Origin of the sequence: Simplicispira sp. 125 (genome assembly GCF_003096555.1) — a bacterium.
In the GTDB taxonomy this organism is placed as follows: Bacteria; Pseudomonadota; Gammaproteobacteria; order Burkholderiales; family Burkholderiaceae_C; genus Simplicispira.
Genome location: NZ_QEKM01000001.1, coordinates 1,997,034 through 2,020,714, shown reverse-complemented (window position 1 = coordinate 2,020,714; position 23,681 = coordinate 1,997,034). Strand labels below are relative to the sequence as shown.

General features: G+C 64.0%; 20 protein-coding genes, 2 tRNA genes and 3 pseudogenes. 10 read left to right on the top strand and 15 right to left on the bottom strand.

Translation table 11 applies throughout. From position 1 onward, the window contains the following. The first annotated feature begins 87 nt into the window (after positions 1-87). Entirely contained in the window at positions 88-1,029 is a 942-nt protein-coding gene (locus tag C8D04_RS09410) for a threonine/serine dehydratase (RefSeq protein ID WP_116004605.1), read from the top strand. 32 nt (positions 1,030-1,061) lie between these two features. After that, positions 1,062-2,381, top strand: coding sequence for a serine--tRNA ligase (gene serS, locus C8D04_RS09405; RefSeq protein ID WP_116004604.1), 1,320 nt, complete (start codon positions 1,062-1,064; stop codon positions 2,379-2,381). A gap of 214 nt (positions 2,382-2,595) precedes the next feature. Here serS and C8D04_RS09400 read toward each other — a convergent pair whose 3' ends face one another. The 3 genes from C8D04_RS09400 to C8D04_RS09390 form a co-directional block, all read right to left on the bottom strand. Then, entirely contained in the window at positions 2,596-4,038 is a 1,443-nt protein-coding gene (locus C8D04_RS09400; protein WP_116004603.1) for a tetratricopeptide repeat protein, read from the bottom strand. Further along, the gene (locus C8D04_RS09395) at positions 4,035-4,463 is read right to left on the bottom strand and encodes a tripartite tricarboxylate transporter substrate-binding protein (protein WP_116004602.1); all 429 of its coding nucleotides are present in this window, start codon (positions 4,461-4,463) and stop codon (positions 4,035-4,037) included. The genes C8D04_RS09400 and C8D04_RS09395 overlap by 4 nt, the downstream gene beginning before the upstream one ends. 67 nt (positions 4,464-4,530) lie before the next feature. Further along, the gene (locus C8D04_RS09390) at positions 4,531-5,898 is read right to left on the bottom strand and encodes a hypothetical protein (protein WP_116004601.1); all 1,368 of its coding nucleotides are present in this window, start codon (positions 5,896-5,898) and stop codon (positions 4,531-4,533) included. A 201-nt stretch (positions 5,899-6,099) separates the two neighbouring features. Here C8D04_RS09390 and C8D04_RS09385 point away from each other — a divergent pair. Continuing rightward, a tRNA-Ser gene (locus C8D04_RS09385) sits at positions 6,100-6,184 on the top strand. Between the two features lie 580 nt (positions 6,185-6,764). Here the strand turns inward: C8D04_RS09385 and C8D04_RS09380 are convergent. The 3 genes from C8D04_RS09380 to C8D04_RS09370 all read right to left on the bottom strand — a co-directional run bounded on the left by C8D04_RS09380 (position 6,765) and on the right by C8D04_RS09370 (position 9,225). Further along, entirely contained in the window at positions 6,765-7,061 is a 297-nt protein-coding gene (locus tag C8D04_RS09380) for a hypothetical protein (RefSeq protein WP_116004600.1), read from the bottom strand. Then, a complete protein-coding gene (locus C8D04_RS09375) occupies positions 7,058-8,767 on the bottom strand; it encodes an AAA family ATPase (protein WP_116004599.1) in 1,710 nt (569 codons plus the stop codon). Before C8D04_RS09375 ends, C8D04_RS09380 begins: the two co-directional genes overlap by 4 nt. A gap of 146 nt (positions 8,768-8,913) precedes the next feature. Next, on the bottom strand, positions 8,914-9,225 hold the full coding sequence (locus C8D04_RS09370) for a hypothetical protein (RefSeq protein ID WP_116004598.1): 312 nt from the start codon (positions 9,223-9,225) through the stop codon (positions 8,914-8,916). 527 nt (positions 9,226-9,752) lie between these two features. Here C8D04_RS09370 and C8D04_RS18965 point away from each other — a divergent pair. The 3 genes and pseudogenes from C8D04_RS18965 (at position 9,753) to C8D04_RS09355 (ending at position 10,997) form a co-directional block, all read left to right on the top strand. Further along, positions 9,753-10,646 (top strand): IPTL-CTERM sorting domain-containing protein, encoded by an 894-nt coding sequence (locus C8D04_RS18965; protein ID WP_233521150.1) that lies wholly within the window; start codon positions 9,753-9,755, stop codon positions 10,644-10,646. Between the two features lie 69 nt (positions 10,647-10,715). Then, positions 10,716-10,874 (top strand): annotated as a pseudogene (locus C8D04_RS09360) (serine--tRNA ligase); the annotation flags it as partial. A gap of 33 nt (positions 10,875-10,907) precedes the next feature. Further along, positions 10,908-10,997, top strand: a tRNA-Ser gene (locus C8D04_RS09355). 418 nt (positions 10,998-11,415) lie between these two features. On the opposite strand, the gene C8D04_RS18665 is transcribed toward C8D04_RS09355, so the two are convergent. Continuing rightward, positions 11,416-11,562: a hypothetical protein gene (locus C8D04_RS18665; RefSeq protein WP_158550297.1), complete on the bottom strand. Its 147-nt coding sequence runs from the start codon at positions 11,560-11,562 to the stop codon at positions 11,416-11,418. A gap of 573 nt (positions 11,563-12,135) precedes the next feature. On the opposite strand from C8D04_RS18665, the pseudogene C8D04_RS19195 reads away from it, so the two are divergent. Then, positions 12,136-12,261, top strand: a pseudogene (locus C8D04_RS19195) (hypothetical protein); the annotation flags it as partial. A 152-nt stretch (positions 12,262-12,413) separates the two neighbouring features. Here the strand turns inward: C8D04_RS19195 and C8D04_RS18795 are convergent. Beyond that, positions 12,414-12,511, bottom strand: a pseudogene (locus C8D04_RS18795) (IS5/IS1182 family transposase); the annotation flags it as partial. A 235-nt stretch (positions 12,512-12,746) separates the two neighbouring features. On the opposite strand from C8D04_RS18795, the gene C8D04_RS09340 reads away from it, so the two are divergent. Next, entirely contained in the window at positions 12,747-13,853 is a 1,107-nt protein-coding gene (locus tag C8D04_RS09340; RefSeq protein ID WP_116004597.1) for an S-(hydroxymethyl)glutathione dehydrogenase/class III alcohol dehydrogenase, read from the top strand. 65 nt (positions 13,854-13,918) lie between these two features. After that, complete coding sequence (gene fghA, locus C8D04_RS09335) at positions 13,919-14,782, top strand: S-formylglutathione hydrolase (RefSeq protein WP_116004596.1); 864 nt, start codon at positions 13,919-13,921, stop codon at positions 14,780-14,782. Here fghA and C8D04_RS09330 read toward each other — a convergent pair. The 5 genes from C8D04_RS09330 to C8D04_RS09310 form a co-directional block, all read right to left on the bottom strand. After that, positions 14,779-15,210, bottom strand: coding sequence for a thioesterase family protein (locus C8D04_RS09330; RefSeq protein ID WP_116004595.1), 432 nt, complete (start codon positions 15,208-15,210; stop codon positions 14,779-14,781). The genes fghA and C8D04_RS09330 overlap by 4 nt on opposite strands. A 78-nt stretch (positions 15,211-15,288) precedes the next feature. Continuing rightward, complete coding sequence (locus C8D04_RS09325) at positions 15,289-16,587, bottom strand: tryptophan--tRNA ligase (protein ID WP_116004594.1); 1,299 nt, start codon at positions 16,585-16,587, stop codon at positions 15,289-15,291. A gap of 38 nt (positions 16,588-16,625) precedes the next feature. Further along, positions 16,626-17,294 (bottom strand): site-2 protease family protein, encoded by a 669-nt coding sequence (locus tag C8D04_RS09320; RefSeq protein WP_116004593.1) that lies wholly within the window; start codon positions 17,292-17,294, stop codon positions 16,626-16,628. A gap of 47 nt (positions 17,295-17,341) precedes the next feature. Continuing rightward, complete coding sequence (locus C8D04_RS09315; RefSeq protein WP_116004592.1) at positions 17,342-17,977, bottom strand: L-threonylcarbamoyladenylate synthase; 636 nt, start codon at positions 17,975-17,977, stop codon at positions 17,342-17,344. 12 nt (positions 17,978-17,989) lie between these two features. After that, the gene (locus C8D04_RS09310) at positions 17,990-18,853 is read right to left on the bottom strand and encodes a 3',5'-nucleoside bisphosphate phosphatase (RefSeq protein WP_116004591.1); all 864 of its coding nucleotides are present in this window, start codon (positions 18,851-18,853) and stop codon (positions 17,990-17,992) included. A 155-nt stretch (positions 18,854-19,008) separates the two neighbouring features. On the opposite strand from C8D04_RS09310, the gene C8D04_RS09305 reads away from it, so the two are divergent. Next, on the top strand, positions 19,009-20,784 hold the full coding sequence (locus C8D04_RS09305) for a methyl-accepting chemotaxis protein (RefSeq protein ID WP_116004590.1): 1,776 nt from the start codon (positions 19,009-19,011) through the stop codon (positions 20,782-20,784). 198 nt (positions 20,785-20,982) lie between these two features. Here C8D04_RS09305 and recJ read toward each other — a convergent pair whose 3' ends face one another. Together recJ and C8D04_RS09295 are read right to left on the bottom strand one after the other, a co-directional pair. Continuing rightward, positions 20,983-22,692, bottom strand: a complete 1,710-nt coding sequence (gene recJ / locus C8D04_RS09300; RefSeq protein ID WP_116004589.1) for a single-stranded-DNA-specific exonuclease RecJ — start codon at positions 22,690-22,692, stop codon at positions 20,983-20,985. Continuing rightward, a complete protein-coding gene (locus tag C8D04_RS09295; RefSeq protein WP_116004588.1) occupies positions 22,689-23,645 on the bottom strand; it encodes a phosphoglycerate mutase in 957 nt (318 codons plus the stop codon). Before C8D04_RS09295 ends, recJ begins: the two co-directional genes overlap by 4 nt. Positions 23,646-23,681: the final 36 nt, after the last annotated feature.

The window sequence follows — 23,681 nt, the reverse complement described above, 5'->3', positions numbered from 1 at the left end:
ACCTGCAATGCACCGTGTATCCGTGTGTTGCCCGTGCATTGGGCGGCGTGCTTCTACACTGCCCCTTTTGTCTCTCGGAGCACCCGCATGATCGACCGCGCCGCCATTACTGCCGCCCGCCGCCAACTGGCCACCCAGCCCGACTTCTTGCGCACCACACCGTTGATGCGTTTGTCTGGCCAATCGCTGGGCGTGGAGTGCGGTGAGATCTGGCTCAAGCTTGAACACCTGCAGGTGGGCGGCAGCTTCAAGGCGCGCGGCATGCTTTATCGCCTGCTGGCCAACCCCGTGCCCGACAGCGGCGTGATCATTGCCTCGGGCGGCAACGCAGGTATCGCCGTGGCAGTAGCCGCCCGCGCCTTGGGCGTGCGCTGCGAGGTCTTTGTGCCCGAAGTCTCGCCCGAGGCCAAACGTGCACGCCTGCGCGCCCTGGGCGCCGAGGTGGTCGTCATGGGCGCGGCGTATTCCGAAGCCTTGGAGGCCTGTGTGGCGCGCCAGAAGCGCACCGGGGCATTGCAGGCCCACGCCTACGACCAGCCCGAGGTGGTGGCAGGAGCAGGTACGCTGGCGCTGGAGATCGAAGAACAGGGCGCCCGCCCGCCGGACAGCGTGCTGGTCAGCGTGGGCGGTGGCGGCCTTATCGGCGGCGTGGCCGCCTGGTTTGCAAGCCGTGCCCACGTGGTGGCGCTGGAGCCCGAACGCGCGCCCACCCTGCACGCCGCGCGCGCCGCAGGTCACCCGGTAGATGTTGAAGTGGGCGGTGTGGCCGCCGATTCACTGGGCGCGCGCCGCATCGGTGCGCTGTGCTGGGAGATCAGCCAGCGCCATGTGCACGACGCGTTGTTGCTGCCCGACGAAGCCATCCGCGCCGCGCAGTTGTGGCTGTGGAAGGAATTCAAGCTGGCGGTCGAACCCGCTGCCGCCCTGGGCCTGGCCGCGCTGCAAACCGGTGCGTACAAGCCCCAGCCGCAAGAGACGGTGGCCCTGATTCTTTGCGGCGCCAACTTTGATCCGGCAAGCCTCGTCTGAGCCGAGACCGATCACCCCTTTAAAATCCCGCAATGCTTGACATTCTTCTCCTCCGCAAAGACCTCGATACCGCCATCGCGCGGCTGGAAACCCGCAAAAAGCCCCAGGCCTTCCTGGACGTCTTCGCATTCCAGGCCTTGGAGTCCGAGCGCAAGACGCTGCAGACCCGCACCGAAGAGCTGCAGGCCCAGCGCAACCAGCTGTCCAAACAGATTGGCATGCTCATGGGCAAGGGCGACAAGGACGGCGCCGAAGCTGCCAAGGCCCAGGTGGCGGCGTCCAAGGTGGAGCTGGAACAGTCCGCCGCGCGCCTGGAGCAGATCCAGTCCGAGCTGCAAGCCCTGCTTTTGGCCGTGCCCAATCTCCCGCACGAGAGCGTGCCGGTGGGCGCCGACGAGCACGGCAACGTGGAAGTGCGCCGCTGGGGCGCCCCCGCCACCTTTGCCTTCGAGGCCAAAGACCATGTCGATGTCGGTGCCCCGCTGGGCCTGGATTTCGATATGGGCGTCAAGCTCTCGGGCTCGCGTTTCACCGTGATGAAGGGCCCCCTGGCGCGCCTGCACCGCGCCTTGAGCCAGTTCATGCTCGACGTGCAGACCCAGGAGCATGGCTATATCGAGTGTTACGTGCCCTACGCTGTCAATGCCGATTCGCTCAAAGGCACAGGCCAGTTGCCCAAGTTCGAAGGCGACCTGTTTGCCGCCAAGAAGGGTGGCCAGGACGGCGAACCCGTGCCCGATAACGCAGCGCTCTACCTCATCCCCACCAGCGAAGTACCGCTCACCAACTTTGTGCGCGACGTGGTGGTGCCCGAATCCGAGCTGCCCATCAAGCTTACGGCCCACACGCCGTGCTTCCGCTCCGAAGCCGGCAGCTACGGCCGCGACACGCGCGGCATGATCCGCCAGCACCAATTCGACAAGGTCGAAATGGTGCAGATCGTGCACCCCGACCAGAGTTACGAAGCACTGGAAGAAATGACCCGCCACGCCGAAGCCGTGCTGCAAAAGCTGGGCCTGCCCTACCGCGTGATGAGCCTGTGCACCGGCGACATGGGCTTTGGCGCCGCCAAGACCTATGACCTCGAAGTGTGGCTGCCCGGCCAGAACAATTACCGCGAGATCAGCTCCATCAGCAACTGCGAAGCCTTTCAGTCCCGTCGCCTGCAGGCCCGCTTCAAGAATGCCCAGGGCAAAAACGAACTCGTACACACCCTCAATGGCTCGGGCTTGGCGGTGGGCCGCACGCTGGTGGCCGTGCTGGAAAACTATCAGCGTGCGGACGGAAGCGTCGAGGTTCCGGCCGTTCTCCGCCCATACATGGGCGGAGTGTCGGAGCTTGCTCCGACCTGAGCGGATAGTTTCTGTGTAGGCTCACTTTCGCAGCGCGAAAGTTAAGCGAAGCGTGCCGGAACTACAACTACCAGCAGGCCGACGGCAGCGTGGTGGTGCCCGAAGCGCTGCGCCCCTACATGGGCGGGCAGGCGGTGCTGGCGCCTTGATGCGCATGGCGCGGGGTGGAGGCATCACCTCCCCGCGCTCAAGGCTTGCGCCGTGCGCGCGTTGCTCACTGGCGCGCGAGGTGCTCCAGCTGCTTCGTCGCTGCCGCATCGCCCAAAGCCGCCGCCTTGCGGTACCAGTCCAGCGCCAAGGCCGGGTCGCGGGCGGCGCCTGCCAGGCCCGTCTGGTGCAGGTTGCCCAGCATGGTCATGGCCGCAGGCTCACCCAGCTCTGCCGACCGGCGAAAGAAAGCCAGGGACTGGGGCAGGTTCACAGCCGTGCCCTGGCCTTGCTGGTGCATGCTGCCCAGCAGCAGCAGGGCCTGCGGGTTCTGGCTGTCGGCGGCCTGGGTCAATTCGGTCAGGGCCCGCACAGGATCGCGCGGCACGCCCTCGCCTAACAAATAGGCACGACCCAGCAGGAAGCGCGCGGCAGGCCATGCATCGGCCACGCTCGCGAACAGCTGCACCGCGCGGGCCTGGTCCTGCGCCACGCCGTTGCCGTCGCGCAGGCGCTGCCCGCTGTGCACGATGGCGCGGGGCTCGCCCTTGGCAACCGCTTTTCCCAGCCATTGTTCGAACGCTGCTGGATCGGGCGTGAGCCCGGCGCGGCCGGTGCGGTGGAACGTGGCCAGGCCGAACATGCTGCGGCCGTCTTCCCGTTCGGCGCCTTTTTGCAGCCAGCCGAGTGCCACCGCGTCGTCCCGCGGCGTGCCCCAGCCATTGGCATGCATGGCAGCCAGGCCGCCCATGGCGGCGGCATTCCCACCGGCCGCGGCCTTGGCGTACAGCTCAAGGGCGCGGGCGGGGTTGCGCCCACGGTGTGCAGAGCCTTTTTCCAGCGCCTGCGCCACGGCAACCATGGCGGGCAGGTGGCCCTGCGCGGCCGCCTGGTCTTCGAGCGCAATGGCCTGCCGCGCCAGCGACTGGATTTCCGCTGGGTCGCGCCCCTCCATCCGCGCATGCAGCTGGATCAGGCTGCGGCTGCCCTGCGCGGCTTGCAGGGCCGCCGCGCCGTCGCCCGCCTCGGCGCGCTTCTTCAATGTCTGCAAGTCGGCCAGGTGCTGGCGCCAGCGGACATCTTGTGCACGCAGGAAGTCGCGGCTGGTCTGCGGCGCGCCCAATTCCACGTCAAAGCGCCGCGCGGTGTTGGCGGTCATGCGAAATTCCTGCTGGTAGGCGCGTTCGAGCCGCTCGTCCACTCGCTTGACCACGCGCAGCTCGATGGCTCCCGCCGCCACCGACACGTCCAGAGGGCAGTCGCCGCGAAACTCCCCATTGATGTACACCGCCGCGTTGGCTGCCTCACCTTCGCAGCCTACACGCACGGCGGCATTGGCTGGTGCGACCGGCGGCGCTGCAGCAGGGGCCGCCGCCGCAGCGGAAGGCCGGACAGGTTCCAGCCGCCGCGGTCCCGACTGCGCTTCGGCTGGCAGGGTCTGGGCGCCAACACTGGCCACCACCAGCCAGGCAGCCGCCTGGCGCCGTCCCAACCAAAAGCGCGGGGTCATAGCATGTCCTTCGGAATATCCGTCTGTTTTTCCAGCGTCTGCACGGGCAGAACCCGCAATGCGCCTGAGCCCAGTTGCGCCTCGGCTGCGGAAAGGGTGACCATGGCCGCATGCACCTGCCCGGCGCCCAGGTCGGCCAGGGCAAAACCAGAGCTCCGGTACGGCACCAGGATCCATCGCACGCCGGCCCCCACACCCATCTGCTGGACCTTGGCAGAGGCTGCCGGGTTGGCCGACCCCACGACGATGCTGTCGGGCTTTTTGCGCGCCGCCGCAGTAAGGTCGTCCACGGAGCGGTACGGAGACTGCTGCGGCACCACCAGAACCATCGGCAAGGCGTCAAGATGGGGCGGCACCTGGGCGAGAGCGGTGGAAGCCCACGCCAGGGCCGTGAAGGCGGCGGCAAGTGTTTTGCGTCTTTTCATAAGGGGGAGTCAGGTGCTGGGGCGGAGATACAAGAGCATCGCGGCAAAACTGGCGCTGTACCGCGGGTCAGCGCTTGTCCAGGGTTGAGTCGCCCGCACGGAAGCCATTCATGCGCCCACTGCATACCCAGTCCATGGAAGCTTTTGTTGAGCCAACAATGCGCGCGTAGCCCTTGCCAGAACCCGAGGGGGTGGACCAGGTGTGGGTGGCGCCCGCAGCCACCCCCGTGGCACCCGAATCGGCGCTGCCGTCGGCACGGCCATTGATGAAGGTGCCGTACACGCGGAAGGGGCAGGTGTTCTTGAAGCGCAGGAACGTGGTGGTGCCACGCTGCTCCATGGACGGCGCGGAAGAGCACCATCCGATGGCATCGATGCAGCCGTCCTCGTCCGGCTCGCGCGGATCGGCTGGTTTGGGCGCTGTACCGCCCGGCCCGCCGCCGGCCGGTGAAGCAGAGCCTGATTGTGTGGGCTGCGCAGACACCGGTGGCGAGGTGGGGCGCTGCATTTGCGACAAAGTCGGCGCGCGTGCCATGCCAGGCATCGCAATCTGCACCGTCGGCGCCGATGGGGCTGCGCTACCTTTGCCGCCCCTCGAGTCCACATCCGCCAAATTGACATTGGCCGCACGGGCACCGATCTGGGCCAAGGTGGCGTGATCCACGCTTTCCAGTCCCCGCACCGTGCTGGTAGAGGGGGCCGTCACCCCCGCCGCCGCCTGGCCTGTTGAAGGGCGAGGCACCGGCACGGACGGTGGCTGCTGAGGAATGCGCGTGGCTTGCGCTGCGCTGGCGACAGGCGAGCCGGTGGCCGCAGCAGGCGCGCGGCGCAGGGCGGCGCGTTGGGTTTCGATTTGCGCGCGCTCCTGCGCAAACCGCCGCTGCTGCCTGGCCACATCCGCGGCGACCTGGTCGTTCATCGCCTGGAAGTTGCGGGCATTGCGCGCCTCCGCTGCGCGGACGGTGGCCTGGTTCCGCAGAGACTGCGACAAGAGGCTGCCAAACAAAGCCACCGCTTGCCCGGTGCCCATGCTGTCGTCTTCCCGGGCCTCGGCACGGCGCCGGGCCTGCGCTTCCTCTTCCATCAGGCGCTCTTCGGCCAGCCGAAGCTCGCGCTCACGCTCGGCCAATGCGCGCTCCTCTTCTTCCACCCGACGCTTTTCCGCAGCCAGTTGGGCCTGCGCCGCAGCCAGGTCTGCCTTGTCGCGAGCGGAGTGCGCGAGCTTGAGTGCATTGCGCAAAGTAGTCTCTGCGCAGGAGAAGTTGCGTTCGCTGGTGCAGCGCTGGGCCTTGCCCAGGCTGTCTTGCAAATCCAATTGGTCTAGGCGATCGAGCTGGTCCGACATGCGCAGCAGATCGTCGGTATTCGCGTGGGCACTGACCAAAGACATGGCGATCACCAGCGCAAGCGCGCTGCAGGAGTGTGAGATGCGCATGGGCGGGCACGCTCAGCGCGCCTAAGAATGTAAGTGACTGTGCGGATGATATTTCAGCCAGGCAGCTCTGTATAGAGCCGCTGTGCAGGCGGCTCAGGCAGTAGGCGTATGTGTCTGTGTATGACGGATCCGCGCGACGACCACGCTGGGCCCATGGAATCGCCCGAAAAAAGACTGCTAGAATCGCAGGCTTCGAGTCGCGGAGAGGTGGCAGAGTGGTCGAATGTACCTGACTCGAAATCAGGCGTAGTGGCAACACTACCGTGGGTTCGAATCCCACCCTCCACTGCAAGTATTCATATCAGACGGGCCCGAGTGGCCCGTTTTGCATTTCTACCCAGCGACTTACTTATCGTCTGGCTTCCTGCACACAGCCATCTACCTCGTCCACGACCTGGTGCGCTCCGCGTATGCCCTTGTACGTAGGTTCCGTTGGATCTTGTGTACCCGCGCACTGTCACGTCGGTTCCTGCAGAGGAGGAGCGACCTCCATACCCCGCTGAGCCCCTGTACTGATAGCTGCTTCCACCATAGCCCGATGAGAGGGACTCTGCCTGTGTAGGCTTGCAAGGCTCGGACAATTTGTCCGCATACTGGATTTCCTGGTTATCTCCCTGGATGCAGGCCACTTTCTGGTTGGCCGCAACACAGGGCCGATCTTGAAACTCGGTCTTCCCGTTGATTTCGCACTTATAGAGTGGGCCTGCATTCGCACCTGAGCCCATGCAAATAGCGAGGAATACTATGGAACGTAGGGCGTGGCCGAGTGTTGGATGCATGCTTGTCTTTCGCGCCTACCGTCGAGTTTGATGAGCACGACCCCACATCCTGCCCTGGCTCTATTGCAACTACTGCAGGCGGTTCCGTCAACGTGAAATTGCCCGAGCGAGACACGCCTTGCGGCGGTCCTGGTCTTTGATGGCGTAGCAACGATCCCGTGATCCTTTGATTTCCGCGAGACACTGGTTGCGGTTGTCACCATCCTTGATGCGGTAGCAGTACCCGTAGTCCCGCTTGACCTGTGCCAGACAGTACGCCCGCTTGTCCGCGTCCTTGATCGCGTAGCACTCCGAGGTGCCTGCCATGGCATCCCCCATCCACGCCGTGACAACCATGCAGAGCGGCACGAGGAGGCTACCCCTCGCCCTATTGCCGATGGTCATGCTGCCACCTTGGGGATATCCGAGCCGCAATGTTTGCAGCGCGTGGCCTCCCGCTTGATCGTTTCCGCGCAGTATGGGCAGGTCGCCGTGTCGGACTCGTCGATGATCGCCAGTCCGGCATCGATCAGGGACTGGATCGCCTCGCGCACATTCTTGGCGCGATGGTTGCTGCCATAGCCTTCTTCCCCGCTGTCGCACTTGTCCTTGAATGCTTGCGCGACAACCTTGTTGATGGCTTCATAGGTCGCATCCCCCGGAGACTGTTCGCCATCGGGGCCGACGCCTGCGATGCGCAAATGCAAGGTGATTGCCTTTAGCGCCTCATCGGCTCGCTCCTGTGCCTTGGTTTTGGGCGATGGCAGGGCAGCCGGAGCCTCTGCATCCTCGACATGCCGCACCACGATGGATTTCAGGGGCTCCGTTTCATGCTCTTGCTGGAAACTGACCCCTTCGATCTTGAACCATCCGCTTGCCGGTACGCCGTCCCGACCCTTGTCCAGACGCCAGTAGCGATCTTCGCCCGAGCGGCCCACTTCGATGGACACGTCCGGATTCGCGTGCAGCGCATACGCGCCGCGCGCTCCCCGCCGAGGGTCATTGCCGCAATGGTGCACGAGCAGCACCGCCGCCCCGGTCATCTGGGTCAGGCGCTGCACGTTAGCGATTACCCCGGCCATGGCGGTGTTGCTGTTCTCTTCCGCCATCCCGGCGATGGACGCCGACAGCGTATCGATCACGATGAACTTGGCACCGTGCTTTAGCGCCGTTAGCGCCAATTCGTTGACGTCATTCTCGCTGGCGACGTTGCAGGGATTGAAGACATAGTGGATGCCTTCCAGGTGGCTGACGCCCCGGTCGTGCTCCAGTGCTTGCACGCGGGTACGCACCCCGATCTGCCCTTCCAGAGCTACATAGATCACATTCGTGCGGGTCACGGGATGCCCTGCCCAGTCAGATCCACTCGCAATTGCTGCCACCATATCGAGCAGCAGCGCCGTCTTGCCCGCCTGGGACTCGCCCCACAGGATGATGATCTCGCCCCCATGGAACACATCCCGCACCAGCCAGACATGCCGAGGCAGGTGGCGGAAGTCCTGCGAGGTATGGGTGGGCAACCAGCGCGTTACCCCTGGCGGGAGCGGCAGCGTGGGTACGGGCAATTGGAGCGTAGGCGTAGATGCATGGCGCAGAGCCGCTTCCTCCAGTTCGGGCGCCGGTGCCGCCATTGAGGACGTGAGCAGAGGTTCAGCTTCCAGGCTGGGAGCGGTTTCCGTCTGCTCGTCTTCCTTCGTGCTCGGCTCGGGGTGGAGCCCCACAGCTTGGGCGACGACCAGCTTCGCCATGTAGTTGCTATCACTGCCAGCAGGCAGGTGCTCGGTTGCCAGATTGTCGGCCTCCAGCTCCTTGCGCAGATTGCGCTGCCAATCGAGGATGGCAGCCATGAGTTGAGCTTCTCCGGCGTACTGGCGCGGGGGCGATGCTTCTTCGGATTCAGATACGAGTGCAGGAGCTACCGTCGAGGACACGAGCACCGGTTCAGCTTCCTGGCTGGGTGTAGTGCTATCGGCTTCCGTCTGCTCGTTTTCCATAGGGCTCGGCTTGGTATTGAGCCCCAGCGCTTGGGCCACGACCTGTTTCGCCACGTAGTTGTTGAGGTTGCGAGTGACCCCAGAGTTGTCAGAGGGGTTGATTTGATAGATAGACATATACGTTTCTCATTGAATGTTGGGTGAGCATGCGCAGGACGCTGTGAGACGGGCAGGCAGTTGCCTTGCCCGACCGCCGGTGGATTGGCGTGTGAGCGCCCTGCGACATGCGGATAGACAGGGGCTGGAGCCCCCATCGCTCTGGGTCATGCCTTCTTACCTGAGCGCTTGCGAGCGGCAGGCAGCTTGCGGGCCAGACGGCGCTTCTTGCTTGCCCGCTTGCGCGTCCCGGCCTGATCGACCGGCGGGGTGGTGAGACGGCGATCCATGCGCCACAGCCGGTCACCTACTGCGTCCACGTGATCCATGAGATCGCGCAGCATGGCGTTCTGCTGCTTGAGCATCTGGTTTTGCTGGATGAGGCAGGCGGTTTGCAGAGCGAGGCTCAGTTGGTCCGGGTTATTCATGGTTGACTCCTTCGGCGATGCGCAACCGCCGTGCATAAAAATGGCGGTCATGCGCTGTGAGATGGACTGAGAGAGTTAGCGGGCAACGAACGTCATTGCGTTGCGCCCAGGCTGCGAGCCGCGGCCTGAGTAAGGTGCTGATGCCAGGGGACTCGGAGCATCAAATGCGCCTCCGGCACTGTTACAAATCTCCCGATTCAGCCAATGGCGGACTGAATGGGCTGCCTCTCCGTCCCAACCCAGAAGTTGCCCCTTTGGGGGCAAATAGAGCGGAAAATGGGTCAAATTTTTTACCATGTGGAATTTCTCCCGAGTTTTGTGTGCTGGGGCAGGTGTTGCGCAGGCCACATGCATAAACGGGCGAACTGGAGCGCATAACGCTGGGGTTATTTACAGGTGCGTGAAAAATTTTCTGCGGCCTGTTACATATTTGGGCAAAGAACAGCTGCGCCCGCCGCTACGTTTTGACAGGCAGGGTTTGCCTATCGGACGAGCCGGGCCCGTGAGGGGTAGCGTGAGGGGGAGAGGTTCGGCACTGACCGCTAGGCGATGCGGGAGATCAGGCTATGGAGGTGGGGATGACCTACGTTCTCCGGGGCGCTATGGCGACAAGGTCAGTTTTTCTTGCTGACCGGTCGCGGGTATGGTGTAAATTTCTTGCACGCATAGACACAGCTAGTTACGATGAACATCGACATACTGTCAATATTTGGAGCTATAAATTGAATTCAGTTGCGTGCATTACTTCAAAAATACTTGCCAGTTGTGGCTTGATCGTTGCATTTTGGACCTGCGGAAATTCTGCTCAAGCGGCTGAGTTAATTGTGAATGGAGGCTTTGAAACTGGCACGCTATCGGGGTGGACCACGTCAGGCCTGACAGTGGCAGGCGGATGTGGAGCCGGTCTCAACGCTACAGACTGGACGGTCTCCAACACAGGTACCGCAACGAATTGCAGTAACCCCGGTGCTCCCCCTGTTGGCAGCTTCGCCGCATACAACATGTTCGATGCAGGTGCACCGACTACCTATCGCCTCCGTCAAGCCGTTGTTTTGCCCAACGCTATTACGGCAGCGACGCTTGCTTGGCGCGACTCAATTACTGATAGCCATAGTGGTGCACCTCGGGTTTTCAGTATCAACGTATTGAATGCATCTGGAACCGTGGTCTTGGCCACTCTATACACCTTCAACTCTACGAATACCAATACAGGATGGGTTTCCCGATCAGTGAATGCTACGGCTGCATTGGCGCCGCTGTCGGGGCAGAGCGTCATCTTGGAGTTCTCCGCTGCAATTCCTGCAGCATGGACTGGTGGCGCTGGTATGGGGTTGGATGCTGTTTCTTTTGATGTGACAGGGTCTGCTGCTGCTCCTGCGAGCATCCCTACCCTATCTGAGTGGGCGGTGATCGGACTGTCCTCGCTTGTTGCGCTATTCGGCATTGCGAGGATGCGGCGGCGCCAGGTTTGATCAACCAAGTCACACTCGGGAGGCTTTCTCATGTGCGCCCCATATGACGCAGGCCAGCAAGCTTCTACCCATCAGCTTACTCATCGCCTGATTCGTATCGGCTCGGGCCTCGCCGTGGGCCGCACGCTGGTGGCGGTGCTGGAGAACTACCAGAACGAGGACGGCAGCGTGACCATTCCCGAGGTGCTGCGCCCCTACATGGGCGGCCAAGCCACGCTGCCGGTCTGAAATTTCCTGCTAGAATCGCAGGCTTCGAGTCGCGGAGAGGTGGCAGAGTGGTCGAATGTACCTGACTCGAAATCAGGCGTAGTGGCAACACTACCGTGGGTTCGAATCCCACCCTCTCCGCCAATCAAAAGAAGGGTTAGCAGGCACTCGCTTGCTAGCCCTTTCTTCTTGCGGCTCCTCTGAGAACGAGGCCCGCAGCAGAGGTAGCACCCCGGCAAACCGTGTAAGGTTGGCGTGTGAACCAAGCTACCGTGACCCGATTCCCCGGCGTGCATCGTCGAGCCGATTCCGGCATCTACCAATTCGGCCTTCGTGCCCCGCAAGACCTTGTCGCCCACTTCCCCGGCGGGTGGGCTATCCGCGCCTCCCTCAAGACCTCTGACCTCAAGGAGGCCAACGCCAAGGCAAAAGCGCTCCACGCCGAGTGGGATGCCCGTTTTGAGGCCCTGCGCACAGGCAAGCCGCGCCCGATAGACATGCCTGATTTACGGCGTCGTCTGTTTGCGCAATGGGAGCGTGCCATCGCCCGCCTGGATGACACCTACAGCCGAATGCCGCCGCTTGGGCCAATGCGCCCCAGCACCTCTAGGCGGTCACCGTTGAAGTGCATGACGGCGACGGCCCGCTTTTGCCCCTGCCTGCTGGCCTCCAGCTCATCGCGTACCTCGTGTTCCAGATGCTCAATCATCTTCGCTGCCTTTCGATTCACCAAAAGAAAGATCGCACCGCGTACCCAGCCAAAGCCGGGACGGAGGGTGCGATCAACGAGCCTCTAGGTTCGCAAGTTCGCTTTGGCCGGTCAATGGCAAACGTGGATTCAAAACGACAAGGGGATTGCATAGGAAGTCAGAGCCTGCTACCTGTGCGGCGTGCGGTACGTAGTGCCGATCAGGCCATCCCCTGCTAACATCCAGCCATCTCAACTCTGTGAACTTCACCGTGTAACACTGCACTGTAAGTTCGGGGTTTCTCCTCTGGAGATTGGTGGATTCGGGGCTGTCCCACCCTCTCCGCCAGTTTGACGTTCAACGACGTCCAAAGCTGACCAGTAAACCCCGCTTTCCCATAGGTAAGCGGGGTTTTTTTTGGCCAAAGACGCACAAAGGCGGGCAGTTGAAGCCACGCAAACGAGAGGCGCAATTGGGGGCACTTTTCCGGGTTTTCCTGTGCCCCCCAAAAAATGCCCCCAACATGCCTCTGACCGACACCGCTTGCAAGAAGGCCACATGTCCACCGGATCAACCACGACTGTGCCTTGCAGATGAAAAAGGTCTCTACCTGGAGGTCGACCAGGCGGGCAATACTGGCGCTTGAAATACCGCCATGGCGGCAAAGAAAAGCCCTGGCGCTGGGTGTCTATCCCGAGGTGTCGCCGGCGCGGGAGGCACGCGAAGACGCCCGCAAGCTGCTGAAAGCAGGTACCGACCCCGGACCGCTCAGGCGCGAAGCCAAGGCGGTTCCCTTTCGGTCCTTTTGCGGTCTGCGCCCTGTCTCCAGGCGCACTCATCCCTGCGCCCTCAGCAGTGGGTGGCGCACCATTTACAGGTTCGATAGCGCAAACAGCGTCTTGAGCTGCAGCGTGTTCTTTCGAGTCCTCGGTAGCGCACCTTGGTATGGCCAAACTGGCGCTTGATCAGAGGCTATAGAAGCGGGAGAGACCATGAGGGGTATGGGCGCTGAGGCGGGTGAATGCACCTGCAGAATGCTCAGAATTGTTGGCTTCTGAAGGCGCTTGGGGGAGGGTCTGCGGCGTGATAGATCCTGGTTTGTGGGGATACCTGTCCAGTGGTGGGCTGGAAATCCGCAAGGCCTCTACAGTAGGGCCTTCCCCGTGGAGCTTTGGGGACACATTTCTATTTTTTGAGGCGCACCATGAAAACCAAAGCAGCCGTTGCATGGCAAGCAGGTCAGCCCCTGACCATTGAAACCGTCGATCTGGAGGGCCCCCGTTTTGGCGAAGTGCTGGTCGAGATCAAGGCCACGGGTATTTGCCATACCGATTACTACACCCTGAGCGGCGCCGACCCCGAAGGTATTTTTCCGGCCATCCTGGGCCATGAGGGCGCGGGTATTGTGGTCGATGTGGGTCCCGGTGTGACCAGCCTGAAGAAGGGCGATCATGTCATTCCGCTCTACACGCCCGAATGCCGCCAGTGCAAGTTCTGCCTCTCGCGCAAGACCAATCTGTGCCAGCTGATCCGCGGCACCCAGGGCAAGGGCCTGATGCCCGACGCCACCAGCCGGTTCAGCCTGGACGGCAAGCCTATCTTTCATTACATGGGCACCAGCACGTTCAGCAACTACACCGTGGCCCCCGAGATTTCGCTGGCCAAGATCCGCGAAGACGCGCCGTTTGACAAGGTGTGCTACATCGGCTGCGGCGTGACCACCGGGATTGGCGCCGTGATTTTCACGGCCAAGGTCGAGGCCGGTGCCAATGTGGTGGTGTTCGGCCTGGGCGGCATTGGCCTGAACGTGATCCAGGGTGCCAAGATGGTGGGCGCCGACAAGATTATTGGCGTGGACATCAACCCCGCCCGCCAGGCGATGGCGCGCAAGTTCGGCATGACGCACTTCATCAACCCCAAGGAAGTGGACAACGTGGTCGATGCCATCGTGCAGCTGACCGATGGCGGGGCCGATTATTCTTTTGAGTGCATTGGCAATACGCAGGTGATGCGCCAGGCGCTCGAATGCACGCACAAAGGCTGGGGGCGCAGCATCATCATTGGCGTGGCCGAGGCGGGCGCCGAGATCAGCACCCGGCCGTTCCAGCTGGTCACGGGCCGCAAGTGGGAGGGTTCGGCCTTTGGCGGCGCACGGGGCCGCACCGATGTACCCAAAATCGTGGACTGGTACATGGAGGGCAAGATCAATATCGACGACCTGATCACGCACACCATGCCGCTCGAAGACATCAACAAAGGCTTTGACCTGATGAAGAGCGGCGAATCGATCCGGGGTGTCGTGCTTTACTAATTTATATAAAAAATGGCTCTAGCGCTTATTTGGTAAGCGTTAGTAGCTCATTTAAATATAGCAAAATGACCCTCCAAGCCCTTGATCTTTTGAGCGCGCATGCCTGCTTTGGCGGTGCGCAGCGCGTCTATCAGCACGCTTCCCGCGAAATCGGCTTGCCGATGAAGTTCTCGGTCTACCTGCCGCCGCAGGCCTTGCAGGGAGCAAAGCGGCCCGTGCTGGTGTACCTGGCGGGCCTGACCTGCAACGAAGACACCTTCATGACCAAGGCCGGTGCGCAGCGTTTGGCGGCTGACCTGGGCCTGGTGTTGGTGGCGCCCGACACCAGCCCACGCGGTGCCCAGGTGCCCGGCGAGGCCGATGCCTGGGACTTTGGCGTGGGGGCCGGCTTTTACCTCGACGCCACGCAAGCCCCCTGGGCCACGCATTGGCGCATGGAGAGCTACCTCACGCACGAATTGCTGCCCCTGCTGGGCGCGCATTTGCCCGTCGATTTGGAGCGGGCGGGGATTTTTGGCCATTCCATGGGCGGGCACGGTGCGCTCACGCTGGCGTTGCGCCACCCGGGGGTGTTCAAAAGCGTTTCGGCCTTTGCGCCCATTGCCGCACCCAGCCAGTGCCCCTGGGGGAAAAAGGCTTTCAGCGGCTACCTGGGGAAGGACGAGAGCGCATGGCTTGCACACGATGCCAGTGCATTGATGGCCGCGCAAACAACGCCACCGTACCCTGGCGGCATCCTGATCGACCAGGGTCTGGCCGACAAGTTCTTGCTGGAGAACCAACTGCTGCCCGAGGTGTTCGAAGCCGCTTGCGCACAGGTGGGCCAACCCCTCACGCTGCGCCGCCAGCCCGGTTACGACCATGGCTATTACTTCATCCAGACCTTTATGGCAGACCACCTGGCCCACCACGCCCTGGCGCTTTCTTAAGCTACCAGTGCTGGTAGATAGATCTGGCAGAACTCCGGCGGCAAGCGCCGTGGCTTGCCGCTGCCCACCTCGATGCAGACCAGGCCCCAGCGGCCACGCAGGATGGTGGCCCCGTCGCTGTCGCGCAGAATCTGAAAGCGCCGCTCCATGGTCAGCTTGCCGTCGCTGGCGGTGATCCAGGTGCCCAGGGTGAGCGCTTCATCCTGCAATGACGGCAGCACGTAGTCGTATTCGGCCTTGCGGATCGCCATGGCGCGGTCCAGGCGCAGGTAGTCCGCCATGCCCAGGCCCAGGGCTTCGGAGTGGGCCCAGCCCACTTTTTCGCACCACTGCACGTACACCGCATTGTTGGTGTGGTTCAGGCCGTCGATGTCTTGCGCGCACGGCGTGGCGGGCAGCGTAAAGGGGTGCGGGTAGTCCCATTCCATGCGGTGATTGTCGCTGCGGGGCAGGCCCGCAGCGTGTCAAAGGTTTGACAGTGGGCGGCTTTTTAATCGCTGGGGGTTTTAAGCGGCAGCAGCTTCAGCCAGTGTCTGCAGCGCGGCGCTCACATCGGCGGGTGTCACGCCGTCCACCGGGGTCAGTCGGGGCGCCAGGGTCTGCAGGGCGTCGGCGTTTTGCTGTAGTTGTGCAATGGCCTGTCCGGCTTCCTTGGGGGCATCGAAGCCCGTGCTTTGCAACAGCAGGCGCCCGTTGGCATCGACGAACTTGAAGTAGAACTTGCCGTCCTTCTCGCGGTATTGTTTGAAGCTGGGCAGGGCGGCCTTCGTGGCCTTGGCCGCTTTGGCGTTGCTGGCTTGCACCAGGCTGCGCAGGCCTACGGCCGAGCGCAGCTCGCGCAGGAAGGGGGTGGCCGCCTGGCGTGCGCGTTCGGCGCCTGCCAGCAGCGTCTGTTCGATGCGTGCGGGGTCGTTGATGAGCGCCTCGTACTGCTCACGCATCGGGGCAATCACTTGGTCCACCCGCTCGAGCAGCATCTGCTTGGCCTCGCTCCAGGCAATGCCATTGGCGTACTGTTGGCGCAGCGCAGCGGTTTCTTCCGGCGTGGCAAAGGCCTGGTAGATCTGGAACAGGGCCGAGCCTTCGGTGTCCTTGGCCTCACCCGGTGCGCGCGAATCGGTGACGATGCCGCCAATGAGCTTTTGCAACTGCGCCCGCGAGGAGAACAGTGGGATGGTGTTGTCGTAGCTCTTGCTCATCTTGCGGCCGTCCAGGCCGGGCAGGGTGGCCACGTTGTCGTCGATCACCGCTTCGGGCAGCACAAAGTGCTCGCCATACAGGTGATTGAAGCTCGCGCCCATGTCGCGCGCCATCTCGATGTGCTGTACCTGGTCGCGCCCCACGGGTACCTTGTGCGCCTTGAACATCAAGATGTCTGCGGCCATCAGCACCGGGTACATGAACAGGCCTGCGGTCACGCCGTCGTCGCTTTCACGGCCCGCTTCGTGGTTTTTGTCCACGCTGGCCTTGTAGGCATGGGCGCGGTTGAGCAAGCCCTTGCCGGTCACGCAGGTCAGTAGCCAGGTGAGTTCGGGGATTTCGGGGATGTCCGACTGGCGGTAGAAGGTGACTTTTTCCGGGTCCAGGCCAGCGGCGAGCCAGCTCGCCGCAATCTCCAGCGTGGAGCGCTGGATGCGCACCGGGTCTTCGCACTTGATGAGCGCGTGGTAATCGGCCAGGAAGTAGAAGCTCTGCACGCCAGGGCGCAGGCTGGCCGCCACCGAGGGGCGGATGGAGCCGACGAAGTTGCCCAGGTGGGGCGTGCCCGTGGTGGTGATGCCGGTGAGAAAGCGCGTGGTGCTCATGGGAACGAAATCAGCAGACAAAGGAAAAAGTGGGGGGATTAGCGCAGCAGCGCCGTGAGCGGTGTGAGCAGCAGGTTGATGGCGCCATAGCCTAGCGCCATCAGCGGGCGCAGCCACAGGCTGCCGACGATGCCCGCAATCACCAGGCCCATCACGATGAAGAAACCCCAGGGCTCGATGCGCGAGACCATGTGGGCTTGCTTCCAGGGCAGCAGGCCGACCAAGATGCGCCCGCCATCGAGCGGCGGCAGCGGGAACAGGTTGAAGGCCCACATCACCAGGTTGACCAATATCCCGGCACGCGCCATTTCCATGAAGAAGCGTTCATTCAAGCCCATGCCTACCAGCACCACCAGAAACACGGCCCACAGCACGGCCTGCACGAAGTTGGATGCCGGCCCTGCGAGCGCCACCCACACCATGTGCTGCTTGGGGTTGCGCAGGTTGCCAAAATTGACGGGCACGGGCTTGGCATAGCCGAACAGGAAGGCGCCCGAAGTGGCAAAGTACAGCAGCAGCGGCATCAAAATGGTGCCGACCGGGTCGATGTGCTTGAGCGGGTTGAGGGTGATGCGCCCCATCTGGTAGGCGGTGTTGTCGCCAAAATGGCGCGCCGCATAGCCATGGGCCGCCTCGTGCACGGTGATGGCAAACAGCACCGGCAGGGCGTAGATCAGAACGGTTTGGATGAGATTGGAGATGTCCACCCGCTGATTGTCTCAGACACGCAAGCGCTACCGTCCCGGTGGGGCGATCACAGCCCCAGCGCTTGCAGGCTGCCGCGCCCGGTGCGTACCACCTCGGGGTCGCCGCCGGTGCCCATGGGCGTGAGGTCAATCACCGTGGTGGGGGCCGAGGGGCAGGCGCCGGCGTCCACCACAGCAGCCAGAACTTGCTCAAACTTTTCGCGGATCTCTTGCGCATCGTTGAGGGGTTCGGTTTCGCCGGGGGCAATCAATGTGGTCGCCAGCAGCGGCGCGCCATGCAAGGCCAGCAGCTCTTGCAGCGCCTTGTGTTCGGGCACGCGCAGGCCGATGGTCTTGCGCGAAGGGTGGCTCACGCGGCGGGGCACTTCCTTGGTCGCTTCCAGGATGAAGGTGTAGGCGCCCGGCGTGGCCAGCTTGAGCAGGCGGTACTGGCGGTTGTCCACGCGCGCATAGCTCGACAGTTCTGACAGGTCGCGGCACAGCAGGGTGAGGTGGTGTTTATCATCCACCTGGCGGATGCGGCGCAGCAGGTCGGCGGCGTTCTTGTCGTCCAGGTGGCACACCAAGGCATAGCTCGAATCCGTGGGTACGGCCACGATGCCGCCCTTTTGCAGCAACGCAGCCGCCTGCTTGAGCAAGCGCGGTTGGGGGTTTTCAGGATGAACTTCGAAATACTGGGCCATGGTGCAGGGGGGTCAGGTGGCTGGTTGAATCCGCTCTGACAGCAAATCCCAGACGGGCTGGAGGGCGGCGGGCAGCGGGGGCAGCGTACCCAGGTCGGTATGGGATTCGTCGGGGCTGTGGAAATCGCTGCCGCGCGAAGCTGCCAGGCCGAATTCCTTTGCCATGGCGGCGTAGCTCAGGGCCTCGGCGGCTGAATGGCTGCCCGTGACCACCTCCACCGCCTGGCCTCCGTGCTGCTTGAATTCGGAGAACAGCGCGAACTCTTCGTTGGCGCTCAGGCGGTAGCGCGCCGGGTGGGCAATCACGGCCACGCCACCGGCCTCGGTGATCCAGCGCACGGCATCGCCCAGGCTGGCCCAGCGGTGCGGCACAAAGCCGGGCTTGCCTTCGATAAGGTATTTGCGGAACACCTCATTGGTGTCCCGGCACACGCCCGCTTCCACCAGAAAGCGCGCAAAGTGGGTGCGTGAGATGAGTTCCGGGTTGCCCACGAAGTGCAGGGCGCCTTCATAGGCTCCGGCAATGCCTGCCTTCGCCAGTTGCTCCGCCATTTCGCGGGCACGCTCGCCGCGTCCGCCGCGTGTGCGCTCCAGGCCCTGCACCAGAGGGATGTTGCTGGCATCAAAGCCCAGGCCCACGATATGCACCGTGGTGTGGGCAAAAGTGACCGATATTTCTACGCCGGTGAGGTAGGCCATGCCTTGCGCCTGTGCGGCAGCGGCGGCCCGCTGCTGTCCGCCCACTTCGTCGTGGTCGGTCAGGGCCCACAGATCCACCCCGTTGGCCTTCGCCCGGGCCGCCAGCACCTCGGGCGTGAGGGTGCCGTCGGAGACAACGGAGTGGCAGTGCAGGTCGGGGTTGGTGTAGGTGGTCACTTTTTCATTCTACGGGTTTGTCCCGGTGGGAAGGGCGCGGTGGAGGGGAGATCCACGAGCGCCTTGGGGTCATGGCCTGCAATGTAAACGGATGTTTCGGGAGCCTTTTTTTGTGCGATATTCAGCGTGTCAATAGATTTTTCAGGCCCCAAAGCATGCAACTCGACAATATCAGCGTCTCCCGCAAGTTGTGGGGGGCATTTTTGGTACTGATGCTCGCCATGCTGGTGATCTCCGGAATCCAGCAGAACCGTACCAACAGCTCCATGGCCAGCGCCATGGACGAAATCGTCGTGATCGAGGAGCGCATTGTCATGGCCGTGCGCTGGCGTGGAGGCACGGAGACCGCCGTCAACATGGTTCTGGGCGCTGCGGTGACCTCGGACTCCGTGCTGGCAGAGCAGTACAACGCCAAGGTCAAGGCCATCATTGGCGACATCACCAAGATCCAGGAAAAAATCGTGGCCGAGTCCACTGCGCCCGAGGAAAAAGCGGCTGTGGACGCCGTGCTCGCAGCGCGCAAGGCGGTGCTGGCGGCAACCGCTAAGACCTGGGATCTCAAGGGCGCAGGCGACGTAGTGGAAACACAGCGCTTTGCCGATGAGCAGTTTGCCCCGCTGATTACCTCTTACCTCAAGTCGCAGGATGACTTCGTTGCTGTGCTGCAAAAGCGCCGTGATGCGGTGCGTGCCGCAGTCAATGAGCGGCGTGTGTCGTATGCCGTCCAGGGCCTGGCGGCCTCCGCTGTGTTGATGGGCCTCTTTTTGTTGCTGGCCTGGAAGCTGGTGCATTCCATCACCGTGCCGCTGGGCCAGGCCGTGGAATTGGCCGATGCCATTGCCGCCGGAGATCTGACGCGCGACCTGCAGTCCACGCGCAAGGACGAACTGGGCCACATGCTGCGTTCGCTGTCGAGCATGGCAGAGCGGCTGCGCGGTGTGGTGGGCGAGGTGCGCGTCGGGGTCGATGCCGTTTCTTCCGCCTCGGTGGAGATTGCCAATGGCAACCATGACCTTTCGGCCCGCACGGAACAGACGGCTTCGAACCTGGAGCAGACGGCTGCCAGCATGGAGGAACTGACCGCCACCGTGACCCAGTCGGCCGACACGGCCCGCCAGGCCAACCAGCTGGCAGGCACGGCCGCCCAGGCCGCGGCACGCGGCGGCGAGGTGGTGGGCCAGGTGGTGTCCAGCATGCAGCACATCACCCATAGCTCGCGCAAGATTTCCGACATCATCGGCGTGATCGACGGCATCGCCTTCCAGACCAACATCCTGGCGCTGAACGCTGCTGTCGAGGCCGCCCGTGCGGGTGAGCAGGGCCGTGGTTTTGCCGTGGTGGCCAGCGAGGTGCGCAGCCTGGCGGGCCGCAGCGCCGAGGCCGCCAAGGAGATCAAGACGCTGATCAGCGCCTCGGTCGAGAACGTGGAGACGGGTTCCAGGCAAGTCGCCGAAGCCGGGCAGAGCATGGCCGAGATCGTGGCCAGCGTGCAGCGCGTGAGCGACCTGATTGGTGAGATCACAGCCTCTTCGACCGAGCAGCGTGACGGTATCGCGCAGGTCAACCAGGCCGTGACGCACCTCGACCAGATGACGCAGCAAAATGCCGCGTTGGTGGAAGAATCCACGGCTGCCGCCGCGTCCATGCGCGACCAGGCCCAGCACCTGGCGGATGTGATTGCGGTGTTCAACGTGGGCGCCATGCCCACCCGTGCGCCCGCTGCACCACGGCGTGCTGTGCCCCCTGCGCCTGCCGCGCGTGTGGCTGCCTCGCCCGCGCCCCGGCAGGTGGCAGCACCGGCGCGCACGGCCAAACCTGCGGTGGCAGGCCCCGCCAAAAAGGCGGCAGCGCCAGCCCCCCGGATTGCCGCAGCACCGCCGCCCGTGCGCAAGGCGGCGCAGGGTGGGGATGACGACTGGGAAAGCTTCTAAGACCTTGAATACGTTCTAGGACCTGGGCTTTTGCCGATGCCGGTGCGCAATGCATCGGCCTGGCCCCCAAAATACCGGAACCCGTGGGCGCACCGCCTTGTGAGTTCCGGTATTTTTTTGATAGCTGCTAGCGCTTACCCAGTAAGCGTTAGAGCCCAATTTTTCTTGAATTATTCGGTGTGCTGCCGTGGGTGCAGCTCAGAGCTGCGCGCCCTCGACCAGAAACTGCACCTTGCGCTCGCCCTTCCACTCGTTCACGTCGAGGCGGAAGGCCAGCAGCACGCGGCTGGGCAGGGGGTCGGTGTGGCCGAACCAGATGCCGTCCACCGGCGTGCCCTGGTGGCGCAGCTTGAGTGAGAGGTGGCGCTCGCCCACCAGGCGCTGGCTCAGCACCTCGACCTCTTCGCTGAACAGGGGCGGCGCAAAGCCCTGGCCCCAGACTTCGCGGTGCAGCGTGTCCACGAGGTCGGTGCGGCAGTATTCGGGCGCCAGGGGCCCGTCGGTCTCGATGCGGCGCGTGAGGGTGGCGGCGTCCAGCCATTCGCGGGCCACTTGCGCCAGCGCCTGCTCAAAGACGTCGAACTGGTCCTCGGGCACGGTGCAGCCGGCCGCCATGGCATGGCCGCCAAAACGCAGCAGCACACCGGGGTGCCGCTTGGACACCAGGTCGAGCGCGTCGCGCAGGTGAAAACCGGGGATGGAGCGGCCCGATCCCTTGAGTTCGTGCGCCTTACCGGGCGCGCCGCTGGCGGCAAAAACGAAGGTGGGGCGGTGCAGCTTGTCTTTGATGCGGCTGGCCACGATGCCGACCACGCCTTCGTGAAAGTCGGGGTCGAACACGCTGATGGCCGGGGGCGGCTCCGCGCCTTCCTCGAACAGGTTTTCGGCCATCAGTTGGGCCTGGTCGCGCATGCCGGTTTCGATCTCGCGGCGTTCGCGGTTGATCGCGTCCAGCTGCTGCGCCAGTGCATCGGCACGGGCAGCGTCGTCGGTCAGCAGGCATTCGATGCCCAGCGTCATGTCGGCCAGGCGCCCCGCCGCGTTGATGCGGGGCCCCAGCGCAAAGCCAAAGTCGAAGGTGGTGGCCATGGCGGGCTGGCGCCCGGCCACGCGCAGCAGCGCTGCGATGCCGGCGGGCATCTGGCCGGCGCGGATGCGCTTGAGGCCCTGTGCCACCAGGCGGCGGTTGTTGGTGTCCAGGCGCACCACGTCGGCCACGGTGCCCAGGGCGACGAGCGGCAGCAGCGGGTCGAGCTTGGGCTGGTGGGCCGTATCAAAAACACCCCGCGCGCGCAGTTCGGAGCGCAGCGCCAGCAGCACATAAAACACCACGCCCACACCGGCCATGGACTTGCTCTCGAAGGTGCAGCCGGGCTGGTTGGGGTTGACGATGGCGTCGGCCTGCGGCAGTTGTTCGCCCGGCAGGTGGTGGTCGGTCACCAGCACCGTCAGGCCCAGCGCCTTGGCCTCGGCCACGCCTTCACAACTGGCAATGCCGTTGTCCACGGTGATGAGCACGTCGGCGCCTTGTTCTTTGACGCGCCGGGCAATGGGGGGCGTCAGGCCGTAGCCATCGATTACGCGGTCGGGCACCAGGTAGTTCACATGGCGGGCGCCCAGCAGGCGCAGGCCGCGCACGGCCACGGCGCAGGCGGTGGCGCCGTCGCAATCGTAGTCGGCCACGATGCACAGGCGCTGGTCGCTGGCCACGGCATCGGCCAGCAAGCGGGCGGCAGCCTGCACGCCCTGCAGACCGGCCGGGGGCAGCAGGCGGGCCAGGCCATCGTCCAGCTCGTCGCGGTGGATCACGCCGCGTGCGGCGTACAGGCGGGCCAGCAGAGGGTGGATGCCTGCTTGCTCCAGCGCCCAGGCGGCGCGGGGCGGGATTGCTCTAGCTATGATGTTCATAGCTGCTCGCGCACGTCTGCAAAGCGCTGGGGCCTAAAAAAACCTTGAATCCGTTGGCCCAGCGAGCGCGGTGCGGTGTGCCAGGCCAGCGCGCTGCGGTCGCCGCACAGCGTGAGCTGGGCCGCACCGCCGCGGGCGACATGGGCTTCGAGCCGGGCCAGGGCGCCTGTATCCAGCGCCTGCCAGGCGCTGGCCCAGGCGGCCCAGTCCTCGCGCAGGGCCGCGTCTTGCAATCCTGCCTCGACCACGGGAGCGGGGCCGGTGGGGGCCGGGGTGTGGTCCAGCCGCCCGGCGCCATGCAGCCAGAAAGCGTTGACGGGGCGCTGGCGCGCTGCCTCGCGCTCGTCGTTGAAGGCGTGGGTATAGAGCAGCATCTGCATCTCGCTGTGCAAACGGCGCAGCGGGTGGCTTTTGTGCGAGCCCGGCAGCCAGTGCGAGACATCGCGGCGCAGCACGCGCTCGGGCGAGGCCGTGGGCAGGTCGGCCAGCAGTTCGCCCTGCGCCAGCCAGCGGGTGGGTTGGTCATAGTGCAGGGTGATGCCGTCGCCCTCGAACCAGGGTGCCATGATGGCCAGCAGCGCGCGCGATGCTTCTTCGCTCAGCCCCAGCTCGGCCGGGTCGTCCAGCGTGACATGGTCGGTGCGCACCTGCCAGTGGCAGGGCGTGACAAAGGCCCAGGCACTGTCCACGGCTTCTTGCGCGCGGCCTTGCTGGTGCAGGTGCCACGCGGCCCAGGGGATGCGGCCCGCGCCGCCCGGCAGGCCCAGGGCCCGGGCCAGGGCGCGTTCGTGCGGGGCCGAGAGGGTTTCGTCGTCGCCCACATCGCCCTCCAGCGGCACCAGACGGGCGATGAGCCGGTCCAGGTGTGCAAGCTGCAACCCCTGCAGGGCCTGCTGGCTGCCGGGTGACGAGCAGGCGGCGTAGGGAATGAGCAAATGGAGAATGTCTGACATACCGGGTATTTTGCGGGATGCCACAATCGCCCACTC

Excerpts from the sequence above, each read along its gene's own strand:
- C8D04_RS09400 (WP_116004603.1), bottom strand. The coding sequence starts at position 4,038 with ATGACCCCGCGCTTTTGGTTGGGACGGCGCCAGGCGGCTGCCTGGCTG.
- recJ (WP_116004589.1), bottom strand. The coding sequence starts at position 22,692 with ATGAACATCATAGCTAGAGCAATCCCGCCCCGCGCCGCCTGGGCGCTG.
- C8D04_RS09315 (WP_116004592.1), bottom strand. The coding sequence starts at position 17,977 with ATGGCCCAGTATTTCGAAGTTCATCCTGAAAACCCCCAACCGCGCTTG.
- serS (WP_116004604.1), top strand. The coding sequence starts at position 1,062 with ATGCTTGACATTCTTCTCCTCCGCAAAGACCTCGATACCGCCATCGCG.
- C8D04_RS09390 (WP_116004601.1), bottom strand. The coding sequence starts at position 5,898 with ATGCGCATCTCACACTCCTGCAGCGCGCTTGCGCTGGTGATCGCCATG.
- C8D04_RS09410 (WP_116004605.1), top strand. The coding sequence starts at position 88 with ATGATCGACCGCGCCGCCATTACTGCCGCCCGCCGCCAACTGGCCACC.
- C8D04_RS09370 (WP_116004598.1), bottom strand. The coding sequence starts at position 9,225 with ATGACCGCCATTTTTATGCACGGCGGTTGCGCATCGCCGAAGGAGTCA.
- C8D04_RS09340 (WP_116004597.1), top strand. The coding sequence starts at position 12,747 with ATGAAAACCAAAGCAGCCGTTGCATGGCAAGCAGGTCAGCCCCTGACC.
- C8D04_RS18965 (WP_233521150.1), top strand. The coding sequence starts at position 9,753 with ATGACCTACGTTCTCCGGGGCGCTATGGCGACAAGGTCAGTTTTTCTT.
- C8D04_RS09330 (WP_116004595.1), bottom strand. The coding sequence starts at position 15,210 with ATGGAATGGGACTACCCGCACCCCTTTACGCTGCCCGCCACGCCGTGC.
- fghA (WP_116004596.1), top strand. The coding sequence starts at position 13,919 with ATGACCCTCCAAGCCCTTGATCTTTTGAGCGCGCATGCCTGCTTTGGC.
- C8D04_RS09295 (WP_116004588.1), bottom strand. The coding sequence starts at position 23,645 with ATGTCAGACATTCTCCATTTGCTCATTCCCTACGCCGCCTGCTCGTCA.
- C8D04_RS09375 (WP_116004599.1), bottom strand. The coding sequence starts at position 8,767 with ATGTCTATCTATCAAATCAACCCCTCTGACAACTCTGGGGTCACTCGC.
- C8D04_RS09305 (WP_116004590.1), top strand. The coding sequence starts at position 19,009 with ATGCAACTCGACAATATCAGCGTCTCCCGCAAGTTGTGGGGGGCATTT.
- C8D04_RS09395 (WP_116004602.1), bottom strand. The coding sequence starts at position 4,463 with ATGAAAAGACGCAAAACACTTGCCGCCGCCTTCACGGCCCTGGCGTGG.
- C8D04_RS18665 (WP_158550297.1), bottom strand. The coding sequence starts at position 11,562 with ATGATTGAGCATCTGGAACACGAGGTACGCGATGAGCTGGAGGCCAGC.
- C8D04_RS09325 (WP_116004594.1), bottom strand. The coding sequence starts at position 16,587 with ATGAGCACCACGCGCTTTCTCACCGGCATCACCACCACGGGCACGCCC.
- C8D04_RS09380 (WP_116004600.1), bottom strand. The coding sequence starts at position 7,061 with ATGACCATCGGCAATAGGGCGAGGGGTAGCCTCCTCGTGCCGCTCTGC.